Annotated in this window: 12 protein-coding genes; 2 read left to right on the forward strand and 10 right to left on the reverse strand. The window is 67.4% G+C overall.

Features of this window, described 5'->3' with window-relative positions; genetic code table 11:
• The first annotated feature begins 686 nt into the window (after positions 1 to 686).
• Both ACPEH8_RS07590 and ACPEH8_RS07595 read left to right on the forward strand, forming a co-directional pair.
• Positions 687 to 1,928, forward strand: a complete 1,242-nt coding sequence (locus ACPEH8_RS07590) for a flavohemoglobin expression-modulating QEGLA motif protein (RefSeq protein WP_017357324.1) — start codon at positions 687 to 689, stop codon at positions 1,926 to 1,928.
• A 137-nt stretch (positions 1,929 to 2,065) separates the two neighbouring features.
• A complete protein-coding gene (locus ACPEH8_RS07595) occupies positions 2,066 to 4,357 on the forward strand; it encodes a TonB-dependent receptor (RefSeq protein ID WP_136007177.1) in 2,292 nt (763 codons plus the stop codon).
• Between the two features lie 91 nt (positions 4,358 to 4,448).
• Here ACPEH8_RS07595 and ACPEH8_RS07600 read toward each other — a convergent pair whose 3' ends face one another.
• The 10 genes from ACPEH8_RS07600 to ACPEH8_RS07645 form a co-directional block, all read right to left on the reverse strand.
• Positions 4,449 to 4,709 (reverse strand): PAAR domain-containing protein, encoded by a 261-nt coding sequence (locus tag ACPEH8_RS07600; protein ID WP_136007175.1) that lies wholly within the window; start codon positions 4,707 to 4,709, stop codon positions 4,449 to 4,451.
• A gap of 17 nt (positions 4,710 to 4,726) precedes the next feature.
• Positions 4,727 to 5,230 (reverse strand): META domain-containing protein, encoded by a 504-nt coding sequence (locus ACPEH8_RS07605; RefSeq protein ID WP_166473433.1) that lies wholly within the window; start codon positions 5,228 to 5,230, stop codon positions 4,727 to 4,729.
• Positions 5,227 to 6,786, reverse strand: a complete 1,560-nt coding sequence (locus tag ACPEH8_RS07610; RefSeq protein ID WP_423666430.1) for a hypothetical protein — start codon at positions 6,784 to 6,786, stop codon at positions 5,227 to 5,229. Before ACPEH8_RS07610 ends, ACPEH8_RS07605 begins: the two co-directional genes overlap by 4 nt.
• Positions 6,783 to 8,681: a T6SS phospholipase effector Tle1-like catalytic domain-containing protein gene (locus tag ACPEH8_RS07615; protein ID WP_423666432.1), complete on the reverse strand. Its 1,899-nt coding sequence runs from the start codon at positions 8,679 to 8,681 to the stop codon at positions 6,783 to 6,785. Before ACPEH8_RS07615 ends, ACPEH8_RS07610 begins: the two co-directional genes overlap by 4 nt.
• A 94-nt stretch (positions 8,682 to 8,775) precedes the next feature.
• Positions 8,776 to 9,993 (reverse strand): DUF3304 domain-containing protein, encoded by a 1,218-nt coding sequence (locus ACPEH8_RS07620; protein ID WP_423666434.1) that lies wholly within the window; start codon positions 9,991 to 9,993, stop codon positions 8,776 to 8,778.
• On the reverse strand, positions 9,983 to 10,873 hold the full coding sequence (locus ACPEH8_RS07625; RefSeq protein WP_423666436.1) for a DUF4123 domain-containing protein: 891 nt from the start codon (positions 10,871 to 10,873) through the stop codon (positions 9,983 to 9,985). Before ACPEH8_RS07625 ends, ACPEH8_RS07620 begins: the two co-directional genes overlap by 11 nt.
• Positions 10,870 to 13,401, reverse strand: a complete 2,532-nt coding sequence (locus ACPEH8_RS07630; RefSeq protein ID WP_423666438.1) for a type VI secretion system Vgr family protein — start codon at positions 13,399 to 13,401, stop codon at positions 10,870 to 10,872. Before ACPEH8_RS07630 ends, ACPEH8_RS07625 begins: the two co-directional genes overlap by 4 nt.
• A gap of 249 nt (positions 13,402 to 13,650) precedes the next feature.
• The gene (phbB, locus tag ACPEH8_RS07635; RefSeq protein WP_017357352.1) at positions 13,651 to 14,391 is read right to left on the reverse strand and encodes an acetoacetyl-CoA reductase; all 741 of its coding nucleotides are present in this window, start codon (positions 14,389 to 14,391) and stop codon (positions 13,651 to 13,653) included.
• Positions 14,392 to 14,412: 21 nt separating this feature from the next.
• A complete protein-coding gene (locus ACPEH8_RS07640) occupies positions 14,413 to 15,738 on the reverse strand; it encodes a CitMHS family transporter (RefSeq protein WP_026070985.1) in 1,326 nt (441 codons plus the stop codon).
• A 33-nt stretch (positions 15,739 to 15,771) separates the two neighbouring features.
• The gene (locus ACPEH8_RS07645; protein WP_166473427.1) at positions 15,772 to 16,953 is read right to left on the reverse strand and encodes an OprO/OprP family phosphate-selective porin; all 1,182 of its coding nucleotides are present in this window, start codon (positions 16,951 to 16,953) and stop codon (positions 15,772 to 15,774) included.
• Positions 16,954 to 17,091: the final 138 nt, after the last annotated feature.

The following is a 17,091-nucleotide window of genomic DNA, read 5'->3' on the forward strand; positions in this document are numbered from 1 at the left end:
TCGTAGAGCCGACTTCCAGTCGGCTGCTTTCCGTGCGGCCACCGACCCCCCGCGCTGCGCGCGTCAGCCGGCTGGAAGCCGGCTCTACAAGGGCCCCGCGCGTTGCATCCCGTAGAGCCGACTTCCAGTCGGCTGCTTTCCGTGCGGCCACCGACCCCCTCGCGCTGCGCGCGTCAGCCGGCTGGAAGCCGGCTCTACAAAGGCCCTGCGCGTCGCATCCTCGTAGAGCCGACTTCCAGTCGGCTGCTTTCCGTGCGGCCACCGACCCCCCGCGCTGCGCGCGTCAGCCGGCTGGAAGCCGGCTCTACAAGGGCCCCGCGTCGCATCCTCGTAGAGCCGACTTCCAGTCGGCTGCTTTCCGTGCGGCCACCGCCCCCCCGCGCTGCGCGCGTCAGCCGGCTGGAAGCCGGCTCTACAAGGGCCCGCGCGTCGCATCCTCGTAGAGCCGACTTCCAGTCGGCTGCTTTCCGTGCGGCCACCGAACCCCCGCGCTGCGCGCGTCAGCCGGCTGGAAGCCGGCTCTACAAGGGCCCCGCGCGTCGCATCCTCGTAGAGCCGACTTCCAGTCGGCTGCTTTCCGTGCGGCCACCGCCCCCCCGCGCTGCGCGCGACAGCCGGCTCCACGTGACCAGCCAACCGGCCCCCCCGTTCCGGACCCTGCTAATGTCCGCCTCATGGACACCCCCATGACCGTGGATCGTGATGTGGCCCACCACACGGCGCTCGACGCGCAGCTGGTGGAGGCCGTGGCCGGCATCAAGCTGCTTGGCCTGACCAGTTGGCCGGCGGCGTTGCAGGCGCCGTTCCTGGCCAGCGTGGCACGTGGGCAGCCGGTGCTGCCGCAGGTGGACTACCCCCGCCTGGATTTCGGCGACACTCGACGCGCGCTCGCCGCGATCAGCGCCCAGTGCGATCCCAGCCACCCCATCGGTCTGTACGTGCAGCGCTCGGCGCACAGCTGGGACCAGGCCGCCGGTCTGCTCGAGTCACTGGGTACCGCAGGCGTCGACCGCTACTCCGTCGAACTGTTCGGCGCGCCCGAGCAGCCGCTGCCCGGTCACGGCCCCAGCACCCGCGAGGCAGCCCGCCACTTCATCCAGATCGCCCAGGAACTGGACCACGAACTGCTCGCCCCGGAAGAACAGGTGCCGGTCTCGGCCACCGCGCTGCAACTGCAGCTGCAGAGCGACCTGGATGCCTTCTTCGAATCGCGCATCATCACCGTGCAGCTCGATCCGGAGCTGATTTCCAAGGCGGCCGCCGGCCCCACCCGCATCCGCCTGCGCACCAGTGCGCGCTTCAGCGCCTACGACCGCGCACAGCTGTTCCACCACGAAGCCCTGGTGCACTCGCTCACCGCGCTCAACGGCCGCGAACAGCCGCACCTGCCCAGTCTGGCGCTGTCGTCGCCGCGCGTCACCGCCACCCAGGAAGGCCTGGCCACGTTCGCCGAGCAGATCACCGGCAGCATCGACATCGAACGGCTCAAACGCATCAGCCTGCGCACCGAGGCGATCGCGATGGCGCGCGAGGGCGCCGATTTCATCCAGGTATTCCGCTACTTCTGCGACGCCGGGCAGAACAGCGAAGAGAGCTTCGCCTCGGCCCAGCGCGTGTTCCGCGGCGTGCCGCCCAGCGGCGGTGCGGCGTTCACCAAGGACACCGTGTACCTGCGCGGGCTGGTGTCGGTGCATACCTTCTTCCGCCACATGCTGGCCGAAGACCGCCTGCAGGTGTGCCGCTGGCTGTTCGCCGGCAAGATGTCGCTCACCGACGCCATCGCGTTCGCGCCGTTGTTCGAAGAGGGCATCCTGCGCCCGCCGCGCTGGCTGCCGCACTGGGTCAGCCGCGCCAACGGACTGGCGGGCATGCTGGCTTTCTCGCTGTTCGCCAACCGCATCCGCATGGATCAATTGGCAACCGAATAGCGCGTGCCACGATTTCCCGGATTTCGTCGCACGTCGTCAACCGAGGTGCGCCGCGTAAGAATGCTTTCATCTTCCGCTCGCATGATGGTCGCGCACCTGCACTGCGCAGGTCACCATCCCACATGCTACGGATCACCATGCTTACCCGACCCCTGACGATCGCGGTTGCGATCGCGCTGTGCGCTGCCAATGCCCACGCCGCCGATGTAGACGCCAACACCGACGCCAACGTTGCGCTCAGCGCGCAGACCCTCGACACCGTGTCGGTGATCGGCCAGGGCGAAACCCGCCAGGTGCAGCGCATCACCGCCGTCGACAAGGAAGTGCTGCCGCCGGGCACCAGCGGCCAGAAGATCCTCGACCGCCTGCCCGGCGTATCCGTGCAGTCCAACGATGCCTTCGGCGCCAACGAAGAATCGCAGACGATCAGCCTGCGCGGCTTCGACAAGAGCCGCCTGGGCTACACGCTGGATGGCATTCCGCTGGGCGACAACAGCTACGGCAACTACAACGGCCTGAGCATCGCCCGTGCGCTCATTGCCGAGAACCTGGCCGGCGCCGAGCTGTCGCAGGGCATCGGCTCGCTGGGCGTGGCCTCCACCAGCAACCTGGGCGGCACCATCCAGTACTTCTCGCAGGACCCGTCCACCGAATTCGGCGGCCGCGCCAGCGTGACGGTCGGCGACGACAACCAGCGACGCGGCTACCTGCGCGTGGATACCGGCGACATCAACGGCTTCTCCGCCTACGTGTCCGGCGTCCACCAGGATGCGGACATGTGGGCCGAGCCGAACCAGAACCAGACCACCCGCCAGTTCAATGCCAAGGCGGTGTGGAATGTCGGCGACAACCGCTTCGGCGCCTTCGTCGCCACGTCGCGGGCGAGCCAGGCCAACTACGCCTACCTGTCCAAAAGCATGCTCGCGCGCGGCCTGGGCTGGGACTGGAACATCTACGCACCGGACTGGGACCGCGCGGTGGCCGCAGCGTACTGCGCGCCGGGTACCTACAACGCGCAGAAATGCGCCTTCAGCGGCGGCGTCAACAGCATCGACGACGCGTACTACCAGAGCCGTGCGCTGCGCGATGACAATCTCTACTCGCTTGATGCGGACCTGGCGCTGGGAGACACCGCCCGTCTGAAGCTGCTCGGCTACCACCATGAGAACCGCGGCCAAGGCCACTGGTGGGCACCGGGCCAGCCGTCCAACCCGGGCACACCGCAGGCGCTGCCGATCTCCATCCGCAGCACCAACTACACCATCAACCGCCAGGGCATCACCGCCGCGCTGAGCTGGCAGTGGGGTCTGCACGAACTGGAAGCCGGCCTGTGGTACGAACGCAACGACCACAACGTCGAGCGCAACTTCTACTACATCACCGGCCCGTTCCTGGATGACGGCTACCTCAACCATCCCGACCGTCGCCTGTTCGACCAGGATTTCGACATCCGCACGCGCCAGTTCTACGTGCAGGACCGCATGCGCTTTCTGGACAACCGCCTGACCGTGGACGTGGGCGTCAAGAGCCCGAACACGCGCATGACCGCCAATGCGAAGCCCGGCACCGAGGCCAGCTATGCCTCCGGTACGCTGACCGCCAAGGAATCGGTGCTGCCGCAGGCCGGCATCGGCTTCAAGCTCACGCCCAACCAGGAGCTGTTCGCGTCCTACTCGGAGAACATCGCCGCCTTCGTCGGCGGTGGCAGCGGCGGCCCGCTGCAGGTATCGCCGGAATCCTTCGCGGCCAGCGCCGGGCTGGATCCGGAGAAGTCCAAGACCCTGGAAGCCGGCTTCCGCACCTTCGGCGAGAAGTACCAGGCCTCCATCGCCGCCTACCACGTGATGTTCGACAACCGTCTGCTCTCGCTCAACCCGTGCACCAGCATCGAAGTGGGCACGCGTCCGGAGTGCATCACGCGCTTCATCAACGTCGGGTCGGTCAAGAGCCGTGGCGCCGAGCTGACCTTCATCCTCAAGCCGGTCGATGGCCTGCAGTGGTACAACGCCCTCTCCTGGAACAAGACCACCTACGAAGACAACTACACTTCCGGTGGCGCGATCGTACCGGTGGCCGGCAAGATCACCGTCGATACCCCGCAACGCATGGCGTCCAGTGAGATCAGCTGGAACCGCGACGGCTTCTTCGCCAGCCTGCGCGCCAAGTACACCGGCAAGCGCTACTACACCTACACCAACGACCAGTCGGTGCCGGGCGTGACCACCTTCGATGCCGGCATGGGCTATTCGTTCGGTCCGGGCATGGGCCTGCGCGACGTCAAGGTCTCGCTCAACGCGACCAACCTGACCAACAAGCGCTACGCCGGGCAGCTCAGTTCGTTCGCCCCGGCCGACCCGAACGGCACCCGCTACGCGATCCACGCCAGCGCGCCGCGCCAGGTGTTCCTGACCCTCGGCGCCGAGTTCTGACCGCCGCGCCACCACGATAGCCGCCGCCACCTCGCGAAGGCGGCGGGCACCCCAGGGCCGCACGGCATCCCGCCGTGCGGCCCTGCTGCGTTCAGGCCCGCACGTGCCGCGCATGGCGGGCCACACCGCGGCAGCCGCAGGCGAGCCGGTCACCGTCGCGCACCACCGGCGCCCCGTTCAGCCGCACCCGCGCGCAGCCTTCCACGAAGGCATGCCGGCCCGGGTGCAGCATGCAGGTGGCCAGGTCGCCCATCACTGCGATCGTCGCGCCGTCGATGCGGCCGCTGCCCTGGCACTGCACCACTTCGCCGCCGCCGCTGGTGGGATCCCCCAGGCAGACAGGAGGCCTCATGCTCGCCATCGCCTGTGTCACCAGGAGTGCTTGGGCGGCGTGCGATAGATCAGTGTCGCGGTCACCGTGTCCCCGTGCAGGATGTGCAGCAGGGCGTCGTCCTCGGCCATCCGGTAGCCGGTGGCCCCGCTCAGCGCAGCGGCGAAGCGGTCGCCGATGTCATCGAACCGCTCTTTGTGGCAGCGCGAGCCGATGCGTGCCAGCCCCTCCACCGTCAACCGCGTGCCCTGCTGGCGGTACAGCGCGGTCATCGGCTGGCAGCCGGCATAACCGGTGAGGTGCCGGCCGTCGGCTTCGAGAATGATGAAGCCCACGTGCGAATCCGGCGGCACCACGGTCGCCGCCTTGTCGGCGGTGGCGGGCAGGTCATGCAGCTTCCACACCGTGCCCAGCAGTGGCTGCGGCGGTTCGGGCGTGGTGGGCCAGGCGTCCCAGCTGCTTTTCAGTTCATAGGGCTCCTGGCAGGCTGACAATGCGGCCATCGGGATGAGCAGAAGGGGCAGGGCGAGGCGGCGGATCATGGGCGCTCCAGATCGGGAGGGGGAGACAGGGCGGACGCGGTGTCCGTGGTCGCGGGCTGCGGCGCGGGCACGACGGGTTGCAGCAACAGACTGCCGTCATCGTCGGCGATGATGGCCATACCGGCCTTGCCGCTGGCCAACGCCAACGCCAGGGCGGCGGCGCCACTGCCGCCGCCGAGCGCACCCACGCGCGTGGCCAGGTCGATGCCCACGCGTGGATCGTCCAGATCGAGCGGGTCGGCGAGCCCGCGCATTGCCATGCGCAGCGCGATGGCGGCGTCCACATCCGCACTACTGTCGTACCAGACGCAGCGCAGGCGGGCGGTCTCGGGCAGCGCGGCGTGCAGTGCCTGCCACGCGTCGGCAATGGCGGCCGCCTGCGCGCGCTGCGACAACGCTTCGCCATCCTCATCGCGCAGGGCGACACAGCGGGGCGGGTACAGCGTACCCAGCACGGGCGCGGCCTCCTGAAGGGCGATCTGTTGGCGTGTCCACGGCACCGGATACCACGGATCGTCGCCCAGTCGATGGGCCGGCGCAGCCCCTTCTTCGCGGAGCGCCTGCAACAGCGATGCGGTGAACGCCGCGGCATGCACCTGCGCTTCTGGCTCGTGCGGGGCCAGGGCCGTGTACGCCGCCAGTTCCTCGCGGAACCACGCGTACGGCTGCCGCGCATGCTGCGCCGCCGGCGTGTCCGGTTCCACCGCCTCGCGCCGTATGGCATCGGGTACCCCGGTGCGGGTGATCCACATCAGCACCATGCTCTGGTCCAGCGCGTCCTCGGGCGCGTCATCGCGGGGGCGGTGGTACTGGCCCCGGATCAGCCGGCCCTCGAGGCTCAACAGCACGGCATTGCACAATCGCGGCGACGCCGCGAAGCGGGCGAACAGCGCCTGCAGCACCGGCGCCAGCAACGGGCCATTGACGTCCAGCTCGCGCAGCATCAGCGCGCCGGGGGCGTCGGACTGGCTGGCCATCAGCCCTGGCCACTCCATTGCGGCGTAACGGCTGTGGCGGGTGAGCGTGGGGGCCAGCGTGAACATCGCCACCGGCGCGGCATCGGGCAGGGCGGCGACCAGCATCTCCATTCCCTGCGCCAACTGCACCTGCATCGCCATGCCGCGCTCGGCCAGGCGCGCCGCCGGGTCCTCGGCGTGCGCCGCCAGTACCGGGCGCGCGGCCTGCGGGTTGTCCAGCAGGGCCACCACGGCGTCGGGCGCCTGCCGTGCAAGGCGCGCGTGGCATGCGCGGATCTGAAGCACAGGGGCGGTGGCCGCAGCCGCCAGGCCCGTGGCGGGCAGGGGCAGCACCGGCGATCCCGCGACGCGCACCGGTGTGATGCCACGCGCGCCGACGCGCATCTCCTGAAGCACCTTGATCAGTGCCGCCACCAGCAGGAACAGCGCACCCAGCGCGATGGTGCCCGCGAGCCACGGGCCCAGCGCCTGCGCAGGCGAGGCGAGCTGGTTGTCATCGACGGCATACCAGCCCATCAGCAGCGACCAGAGTGCCCACAGCAGGAAGAAGGCCGGTCGCAGGAGCGAGTGCGGGATCATGTGAGGCCGTCCTCGTAGCGGAGGCGCCGGGACAGATGTTCCGTGCTGATGCCCATCCGTACATGATTGGTGGTGATGAGGTATGGCCGAAATACCTGTCGGCGTCGCAGATAGCTCCAGCGCACTTCGCGACGAGAGACCTTGGCAATGTAATCCAGCACATTCTTCTTGCCATCCATTGCTGATGCGGGTTTGGCATCGGTGAAGATTGGCGTCCCGCCGGCACGAAAGACGGCAAGCGCTTTGCGGTCTTCCGCGTTGAGTGGATCTTCGGGGATCGCACGGACCAGTGGGGGCTTTGGCTTGGGCGGGCGGGTTTCCTGCCAGCCAGTGGGAACAAAGTTCGTGTGGGCCTCGAGGGCGCGCCGATAGGCTTCTTGTCGGTCCTTGGTGTCCGCCGCATGTATGCGAAGGCTCTCTCGATACTGCGCATCACAAGCGTCGAGATGGTCATGCATGTTCTTGTAGTCACGCTCGCATTGCGGGTCTGTCAGTACGAAGCCTGCACGCGAGTCATGGACGTACTGCATGAGAAGATCACGCAAGGCGTCGCTGGGTGCTGGAGCGGCCTCCCAGTAGCGGTCGTACATCTCCATGCAGGCGTGCTCACGGTGAACAAAGCCAGGTAATCCAAGCCCGCGCCTGCCATGAACCTGGGCACGCCTCACCGGATCTTTGAACACATCGAGGTAGACCATAAATTCGACATTTGCTTGGTCAAGATTAATGTGGTCCTGTGTCTGTGTCTGCTTGCAGTGAGTCATGAATGGCTGTGCGATGAACGTATCGCGCGGTAGAACTTGGCGCCGCCAGCCAAGGTAGGCGAGATAGTGCGCATGTAGAAGGCAAAGCAGCGGGACACCTGCGCGGTGCTGCTCCAGGGTTTTCTGGAAGGCGTCGTAGCTGCGTTGCAGCTCCGGTGATACAGCGAAGAATGGGCCGACAGTGGTCCGGGGAAGTTTCGCGGGGGGGATGAGCGGCACTGCAGCGGCTCGGGCACGTTCATACATATCGTTGAGCGGGATCTGCGACAGAAGATCACCCTGCAGCTGGCGGACACTTTGCGCACCTGCTTGGGTACCCTTGCCCTGCGCAGTCGGCCCGTAGCCGCCACCGACATCGGCGTGCACACCGGGGTAGATGATTTCCAGGCGATGGGGAGCCTGCTCGCGTGAAGCGGAAATGGTTGTCAGTGGAAACGAGTTGCGTGCCTCATGCCCTGCAACCATATGGACGCACTGCTCTACAAATGAGGGGACGAGCATGTATTGTGGACTTGCCCAGGCCAGATGGCCGTCGCCCGGGCGCGGCATGGAATCGGCAATCTCGACCGATGCCACCGTGTCGAACAACCCCATGAAACGTACCCTCAACGGGATGCCGCAGACCTGCGGCTTATGGTCGCCAGCCCACTCGATCAGGTGGTTGAGGAACGCGCGAGCCGCGGTGGCCCCCCGCGAGAAGCCAAACAGGTCCAGTGTGATTGTGGAGATTACGGGCGCAGATGGTTTCGGGTCGGCCAGTACCTTGTCGAGCGCTCTCCGCACGCTTCTGATCTGATCGTCGCTCTCAACCGCGTTGATAATGGCGTCGATTCTCTCCGAGACAACGCGATTGCCGTGCATAAGCTCTGCAATCTTGTTTGCCATGAACAGGAATGCATACCGCAGGCGTCGATCGCCATACTCGCCGTCCCGCGCACCATGTTCGTGCGGTTCGGGTTCGCCGATTTCCGGGAAGGGCGTTCCGACACCCTGTACATAAAGCCGAAATTCTCCAAGATCCTCATTCTCCGTGCATGCGTCGTAGAGCCGTGCAACGTTGCTGTGAGAGCCCGAGGGCCGGTCCTCCGTGCTGTGATTCCGTGTTCCGTCGAAGAAGATCGAGAATCGCACAGGGAGCGAACAGGGCGCGTCAACCTTTCCTGCGCCGGTAGTGCACGGATTGAAAGGGCGCGTTGCAGGCGCGCATCCTGGAAGCCAGGCGAATTCAGTCATCGTGGCCGATACCCCGTTGTTCGTAGAAGTTCTTGTAAGGAGGGGGAGCTGCCGGGTAGTCCGCGTGACGCGGACCGAGCATCCCCGGAATCACCAGTACCTGGTCGTCGGCAAACAGGTGGACGATTGTTGATCCGACGTCGGTATAGGGATGGACGGGAACGTCTTTCTCCACCCAACGGCACGCCTGTTCCTCTGTCTGAGGCCTGTCTGCATAGAACGCGTTGCACCGCCGCCACTTGACCCGCACGGTCAGCCCCGGGTGCCAGCGAACCGGCAAGGCAAAGGCACTCAGTACCGTGCTGCCCCCGGTGCCCGCGCTATCGCCCCCACCCCCGTCCACATACACCGGTTGCACGAAGGTGTCCGTGGGCTCGTAGTCCATCGATGTCAGGCTGGTGCTGAACCGCCTTGATGCGACCTTGTCGTCTACAGCAACGGTACTGGGACGGTCGTACATCGCAGTTGCAGCGATAAGGAGCAGTACGACACCTGTCCAGAGGTAGCCTTGAAGGGATGCGCCACGGCCGTTTGACTGGCTCGCACTGGTTGTTTTCTCCGCCGACGAACCGGGTTCCCCGGACGCGTGCGCGTGCAGATCGGTCTCCTGCTGTGCGGGAATATGCTGGATCGAATCCCGACGTCTCGCGCGTCGGGTCAGCGAGTACCGCTGGAAGGATGGACCGGCTGTCATAGATGACGATACGCGCTGCGCTACCGAGGCATGTGGATCGTCAGATGCCTCGACAGCGATCACGGGTGTCATCCTGACGGCGCGCCGCAGCAGTGCGTCAAGCAACGCATAGAGAAGGCCTGTGCATACCGCCAGCGGGTAGGCAGCGACATAGACAAAAATGGGGACGATCGTGGCGCCCCAACCCGTCGAGTCGACACTCCAGGCGAGCAGGTAGAACATCACAGCGACCCAGAGGGCAACGACGCACTGGACCAGGGGAACGCCCTGGAACGTCATGCGATGGTAGTTGCAAACGACGCGTCGGAAGCCATTGACGAAGAGCAGCAGCATCGGGGGCATGACCACCACGAACCAGGATGGTCCCATGCCGTCGTCCCCCTTCGCATAGCTTGCCTGCCACAGCGCAGCAGTGAACAGCACGGTCACCACGCCGTCGACGACGAACCACAGCAGCGCGCGCAGATTGCCGTTCCCGGCTCCACCCGGCCTATCCGGACCGGCGTCATGCGTCATCGCGAGCCTCCTCGGCAGGTGTCGCTGCCGCAGCACGTTCAGTGCCATCCGGCGACGCAGGCCCAGCGTCGTCCGCGTCGCCGGTCAACGCCTCCCACAGCGCTGCTCCGCGCAGTCCCTGCGCGTGCACCGGGTGTGCGGCGATCCCGCCGGAGCAATGGCCGCGCTGTAGCGCCCAGGCGATCCAACTGCTCTGGTCGGTTGCGTCGGTATAGCCCTGCGCGACGGCCAGCGCCAGGGTGTGCGCGGCGAGCACGTGGCGGGCTTCCCGGCCGCGCAGGGTTGGGGCGAGGCGGATCACGCCTTTCAGCGGCTGGATCAGCGCGTCGGCCAGGCCGTGCTGCCGCATCGCGTGATGCTGCGTGACGCTCCAGCCGGGGCGGCCGGCATCGGCGGGTGCCCGTGGCGGCGATGCGGCAGGCAGGTCCAACGCCATCGCACGGCCGTCGCGGTCGGCCAGCCACCAGCCGCGCCACGGGGCGCAGAACGCTGCGCGCTGGTCGGGCGTCCACACGTCCATCGCCGCCCGCAGCACGCGTCCGTCGCCCAGCCGCGTGTAATGCAGGCCACTGCGATCCCCATCACGCATCCAGTAGCACAGGTGCTCGGCAATCGCGTCTGCGGCAGCCTCGCTGGCCAGCCAGTTCACGCCCGGCGCACTGCCGTCGATGCCTTGCGCGCCTGCGTCGCTGGCGGGCAACAGCCACGGGCCCATCGACTGTGCATCGGCCGACAGGTCGGCGAACAGGGCGATGGCCTGCGGCGCGCCCCGTGCCAGGCGCCCGGCAAGACCGCGCTGCACCGCGCCGTCGATCAGGACGTACGCGTGCAGGGAGGGATTCACGACCAGCGCGCGGCAGGCCGGCGGCAGCGGGTTCATGCCGCCTCCGTCAGGTTGACGCGGTAGGTGCCGAGCAGTGCGGCCTGGGCCAGGCAAGGCAGGCAGATCGGGGGCGTTGCCTGGGGCAGGGCGCGCGACCATTGCTCGGTCCGCGGTCCGTCCCAGTCATGACGGGCACCGTGGAGGCGGATGGCCCCATCGCTGCCGCCGGTGACGCCGCCGCCGATGCGCAGGAAGCTGCCGTCGGCGGCGACCAGCCGGATCACCGGCGCGGCAATGACGATCTCGCCGTTCTCGGCGCTGAGCTGCATGCCCTGCAATGCGTGCGCCTGGATCTGGTCGCCGCGTGACTGCAGCTGTACCGGGCCGGCGTTGGCGACGGCGCTGATGCCACCGTCGCCGGCATACAGGGACAAGCCCTGGCCGGCCTGCAGGTGCATGCGTTCGCCACTGGTCTGCTGCAGATGGGTACCGGCCACGACATCGTGCTGGCCACGGCTGACATGCAGCTGCGATGCCGGCGTGGCGGTGACCAGCCCGGCAGCGGCGGACACGGCAACAACCGGGGCGTGGCCGCCGTCTCCCTCGCCGGTCCACGCCTTCAGCGCTTCTGCGAGGGCGTGCTGCGGCGTTGCGCTGGCGGTGCCGGCCTGCTGTTCAGTGGCCAGGGTGGCCAGCTGCGCGAACACCTGGCGGCACTCGTCCAGCAGCCCCAGCAGCTCCTGCTGGTCCAGCTGATGGCCGCGCGCCTGCGTGCGGCCGTGGCTGCTCAGCAGCAGGCCGTGCGCCGAACGCAGGGCCAGCGCGGCATCCGTGCGCAGTTCGGCACCGCTGCCGCGCGGCTGCGCCTGGCCGTCCCGGCGCGGTGTGGTGAGCTGGCCCAGGTGCAGCGCGCTGTCATGCGGGCTGGCGCGCAGATGCGCACCGACCTCACCAGGGCTGTCGTCGAACACGAGCTCGGCATGGGCGTTGCCGCCATGCTCGCGCGACTGGATGCCCGACAGCGCACGGTTGCCCGGCAGCTGGCCGGCACCGGAGAACCGCGGCGGCGCATGCCGGCCGTTGTGCAGCACGCCGACGACCACCGGGCGGTCCATGTCGCCGTGGAGAAAGTCCACCAGCACTTCCTGGCCGATGCGCGGCAGGAACTGGTGGCCGAACCCGTCGCCCGCGCTCGGTAGGGCGACCCGTATCCAGGTGGAGGCATGCGCCAGATCGGCGTCATCGCCATCGGCGCGATCCTCGGCCCGCTGCCAATGGAAGCGGATGCGGATGCGGCCGAGCGGATCGGTATGCACGGTCTCGCCCGGCGGGCCCACCACGGTGGCGCTCTGCGGCCCGTTGGCCGTCGGGCGGTGCAGGCGGTCGGCATACTCGGGCACCAGCGGCTGGTCGTGCGGCAGCGCCCGGAAGCGGGTGCGGCACTGGCCGGGCTGCAGACGGTCGTCGGGCGATGCATCTGAATCAACCTCCACCCGTGCGGGAAGGTTGTTGCAGGCCTGCAGGTGCACGCCGCTGACCAGGAAGCTGCGCGCGTTCACGTCCAGGGTCGCATGCGCGGGATGGCCCTCGATGACCACTGCGTCGCCGGTGGCCAGGCCGCGCAGTCCACCTTCACCACGCCAGGTGCGCGAGCGCAGTTCGCGCGCCTGCATGCGCAACTGGCTGTAGCGCGCCAGTTCCTGCGAGCTGCCGGCGTAGTACAGCGTCTCGGCACGATGGTCTTCCAGACCAGCTGTGGCGGTGCGCGCCGGATCATGGAGCGGCTGTGCGTTGTCGTCACTGCCGTGCAGCGGTTGTGCGCGGGCATAGTCGTAGCTGGACAGGGCCACGGCGGCGGGTGCCAGGCGCTGGCAGGCCTGCCAGTGCTGCAGGGTGTCGCGGTCGTCATCGTGGCGACCGGCCCGGTAGGGCAGGGCGACGGTGCGGTCCGGGTCGAACAGGGGGGTGTCGGTCAGGCACAGTACGTGGCGCGGCTGGCCGTCTGCGATGTCGAACCGGAAGCGATAGCTGATGCCTTCCTCGGCCAGCAGCCGGTCGATGAAGGCGTGGTCGCTCTCGTTGAACTGCACGCAGTACGAACGCACCGGATGCGACCGCAGCAGGTGCTGTACGCAGTCGAAGGCGGTCGCCAGGCAGGCGTTGCGCTGCCGATGCTCATCCAGCAGCGTGGTCACGATCTCCGGTACGCTCAGGTCCTGGAAGATCCGGCAGGCGCGACGTTGCTGGAGCAGCGCCAGCGCCGAGCCGATCTGCAGCACCATGCGGGTGTGGCCCGCGTGCATGCCGGTGCGGCGGACGGCATGGATGATGCCGTTGAGCCAACGCCGTCCGCCACCCGCCGTGGTGACGCCCACACCCACCACCCGACCGGGCAGTGCGCTGATGTCGCTCTCGGGACCAGGCACAAGGCCGTGCACGGTGAGGGAGAAATCGGTATTGAGCGCATCGCGGAAATCGATGCGTTGTGCGAGCAGAGGGAGCGGTGCGCCTGCGGTGCCCCAGTGCAGATCAATCAGACGATGCAGGCACGTCCACTGCGCGGACGGTGCGTTCCATTGCGACATCGGTGACTCGTTGTTACGCCGTTGAAGGCCGTGCAACGAGTCTATGAACGTACCGCCGCCGCCGACAGAGGCAATAGCGTCGATACGCAGGGGAGATTCAAAAGATGGCGTAGATTCCGATAGGTGTGTGCGATCAACACCGATGGGAAACGCACGTGTCACCGTCAGCGGTGTGCATCATTCCGCGTGATGCACTGCCGCAGGGACAACCAACGTCACCGTGCCGCCCACGGTGACGTTCGTGCGGACTCAGAACATGTGCAGGCCGCCGTTGACGGCATAGTCGGCGCCGGTCACATACGCCGCGTCATCCGAGGCCAGCCACGCGCACAGGCTGGCCACTTCCTCCGGCTTGCCGAGGCGGCGGATCGGCACGGACGCCGCCAGCCGGTCCAGCACGTCCGGCGGGAAGCTGCTGATGGCCTGGCTGGCGATGTAGCCCGGCGAAATGGTGTTGACGGTGACGCCGCGGGTAGCCACTTCGTTGGCCAGCGCGCGGCTGAAGCCATGCATGGCGGCCTTGGCGGTAGCGAAGTTGACCTGGCCGATCTGGCCCTTGTGCGCGCTCACCGAGCCGATGTTGACGATGCGTCCCCAGCCCCGCGTGCTCATGCCGTCGATCACCTGCTTGGTGATGTTGAACAGCGCGTGCAGGTTGGAGCCCATCACCGCGTTCCAGTCGTCCTGGGTCATCTGCCGGAACAGGACGTCGCGGCTGCCGCCGGCGTTGTTGACCAGCACATCGATCTCGCCGACTTCGGCTTTGACCTTGGCGAAGGCGGCCACGGTCGACGCCCAGTCGGTGGCGTCGCCCTCGGAGGCGATGAAATCAAAGCCCAGCTCACGCTGCTCGCGCAGCCAGGCCGACTTGCGAGGCGAGTTCGGGGCGCAGCCGGCCACCACGGTGTGGCCGTTGCGGGCAAGCTTCTGGCAGATGGCGGTGCCGACGCTGCCCATGCCACTGGTCACGTACGCGATGCGAAGGGTCATGGCGAATCTCCTGGATGAGGGTCAGGCGGCGAAGGGGTAGAGGGCGCACAGCAGGCTGCCGGCCATCAGCACCAGCGAGACCATCACGGCCCACTTGAGCGTGAACTTCTGGTGGTCGGCGAACTCGACCTTGGCCAGGCCCACCAGCAGATAGGTGGACGGCACCAGCGGACTGAGCAGGTGCACCGGCTGGCCGGCGAGCGAGGCGCGCGCCATTTCCACCGGGGTGATGCCGTAGTTGCCGGCGGCCTCGGAAAGGATCGGCAGCACGCCGAAATAGAACGCGTCGTTGGACATGAAGAAGGTGAACGGCATCGATGCCAGCGCGGTGATCACCGCCAGGTACGGACCCCAGGCATCCGGGATGACCGCCAGGAAGCTGTGCGACATCGCTTCGACCATGCCGGTGTTGTTGAGGATGCCGGTGAAGATGCCGGCGGCGAAGATCAGCGACACCACCGACAGCACGTTGCCGGCATGGTTGACCACGCGGCGGCGCTGCTCGGCCAGGTTCGGGTAGTTGATCACCAGCGCGATGGCGAAGCCGACCATGAACAGCACCGGCATCGGCAGCACGCCCAGCACCAGCGCGGTCATCAGCGCCAGGGTCAGCCCCAGATTCACCCACAGCAGTTTGGGGCGCTTGGTGTCTTCGGCGTCGTCCAGAGTGGGCAGGGCGCCATCGTCGGAAACGCTGGCGTCCATCCACGAGCCGCCCGTGGGCAGGCTGACTACGCCGAGCCGGCGGCGCTCCTTCAGGCCCAGGTACCAGGCCAGCAGCAGCACCGACGCGCACGCCAGCACCATCGCCGGGATCAGCGGCACGAACACATCGGCCGGGTCCACGTGCAGCGCGGTGGCGGCACGCGCGGTAGGGCCGCCCCACGGGGTCAGGTTCATCACGCCACCGGCGAGGATGGTCACGCAGGTCATGTTCAACGCGTTCATGCCCAGCCGCTGGTATAGCGGCAACATTGCCGAGACGGTGATCATGTAGGTGGTGGAGCCATCGCCATCCAGCGAGATCAGCATCGCCAGCGCGGCGGTGCCCAGCACGATCTTCATCGGATCGCCCTTGACCATGCGCAGGATCACCCGCACCAGCGGGTCGAACAGCCCGGCATCGATCATCACCCCGAAGTACAGGATGGCGAACATCAACATCACGCCGGTGGGCGCGATCTTCTTGATGCCTTCCAGCATCATCTCGTCGATGCCCGCCCCGAAGCCGCCGATGATGGCGAACACGATCGGGATGGTGATCAGGGCGACCAGCGGCGACAGTCGTTTGCTCATGATCAGATACATGAACGTAATGACCATGCCAAAGCCGAGGATGCTCAGCATCATCTGCGGACTCCTTGCAACGTGGGGGTGGGGTTAGAAATCGAACTGCAGGCGGCCGGTGACCGCGCGGGTGCGGTCCACGGTGGCGTCGGCGAGGCGGTCACGGTTGCGGCTTTCGATCAGGTTGAGCATGAAGCGCAGGTTCGGGCGCATGTACCAGTTGCCGCCGAGCGTCCAGGCGTCGGTACGCGCATCGATCAGGTCCGGCTGGCCGATCAGGTGCTGGTCGCCGCGCATCTGGTCGTAGCGCAGCGCCAGCTCGAAGGCACCTGCCTTGTGGCGCAGGTCCTTGACCCGTGCGAAGCGACCGGTCTTGCGGTCATACGCCCGCGATTCGCCGGTGACGAACCAGCTCACCAGGCCATAGCCGGCCATCACCGTGGCGCGCTGGCTGCCATCGTCGAAGGTGGCGCCGCTGAATTCGCCCTGCCAGGACAGCGGCCCGCGCACCTGCGCATACTCCATCGACCACTTGTTGACGTCGGTATCGCGGCCGGCCGAGAAGTCGACCAGCGTCAGGCGGCTGTTGTCGGACAGGTGGCCGGCCGGGCGCGGACGGATCTTCAGCCCGGGCACGCCGTTCGCGCCGGGGTTGTCGTAGCGCTCGTGGGCCAGCGACAGGCCCAGGTGCAATACGTCGCCGGCGGTGGCGCCGGGCGCCCACGTGACCCGGCCGCCGGCGGCGCGGCCCTTGACCTGCCAGGTATCGATGCTCTCCAGGCTGTAGGCGCTGGCGGCCCAGGTCATATCGCCTTTGGCGGCCTGCCAGGAAGCACCCAGCCGGTACAGCGGGGCCAAGGTGGTGCCGGCGTTGCCGCGCTCCAGGAAGGAGCCGTAATTGGAACTGGTGCGGTCATCCAGCGAGAAGAACTGCTTGAACTGGCCGACGGTCAGCTTGCCGCCGCTGAAGTCGCGGCTGACATAGACGTCCTTGGCCTCGACACGGTCACCGGAGAAATCCGCTTCCAGTTTGTAGTCCACAGCGAAGAAGCGACCGGACACGTCCATCCACGCGCGGCGGATTTCGGTGTCGTCCTTGTTCGGGGTGCCGCGGCTGTCGTTGTCGAAGTCGGCGAAGTCCAGGTGCAGGCGGCCGCCGACGCTGGCGGTGACCGGGCGGTCGTCGTCACTGCCGTCGGCGGCCCAACCGGGGGCGCCCAGCAACAGCAGGGTGCAGGCAACAGGCGCGCGCCAGCGCAGCGAATTCAGTTCCACGGACCCTCCCAGGTACACGTTGTCGATGGGGTGACGGCAAGCACATCGGCACGGGGCGATGCGAGCGCGCAGCCTAGTGCCGGGAAGCTGTCATCCACCTGTCAGCGCTTGCTGCACCGCAGCGCATCGCACGACGGC

Source organism: Stenotrophomonas sp. NPDC077461 (assembly GCF_049545475.1).
GTDB lineage: Bacteria > Pseudomonadota > Gammaproteobacteria > Xanthomonadales > Xanthomonadaceae > Stenotrophomonas > Stenotrophomonas nematodicola.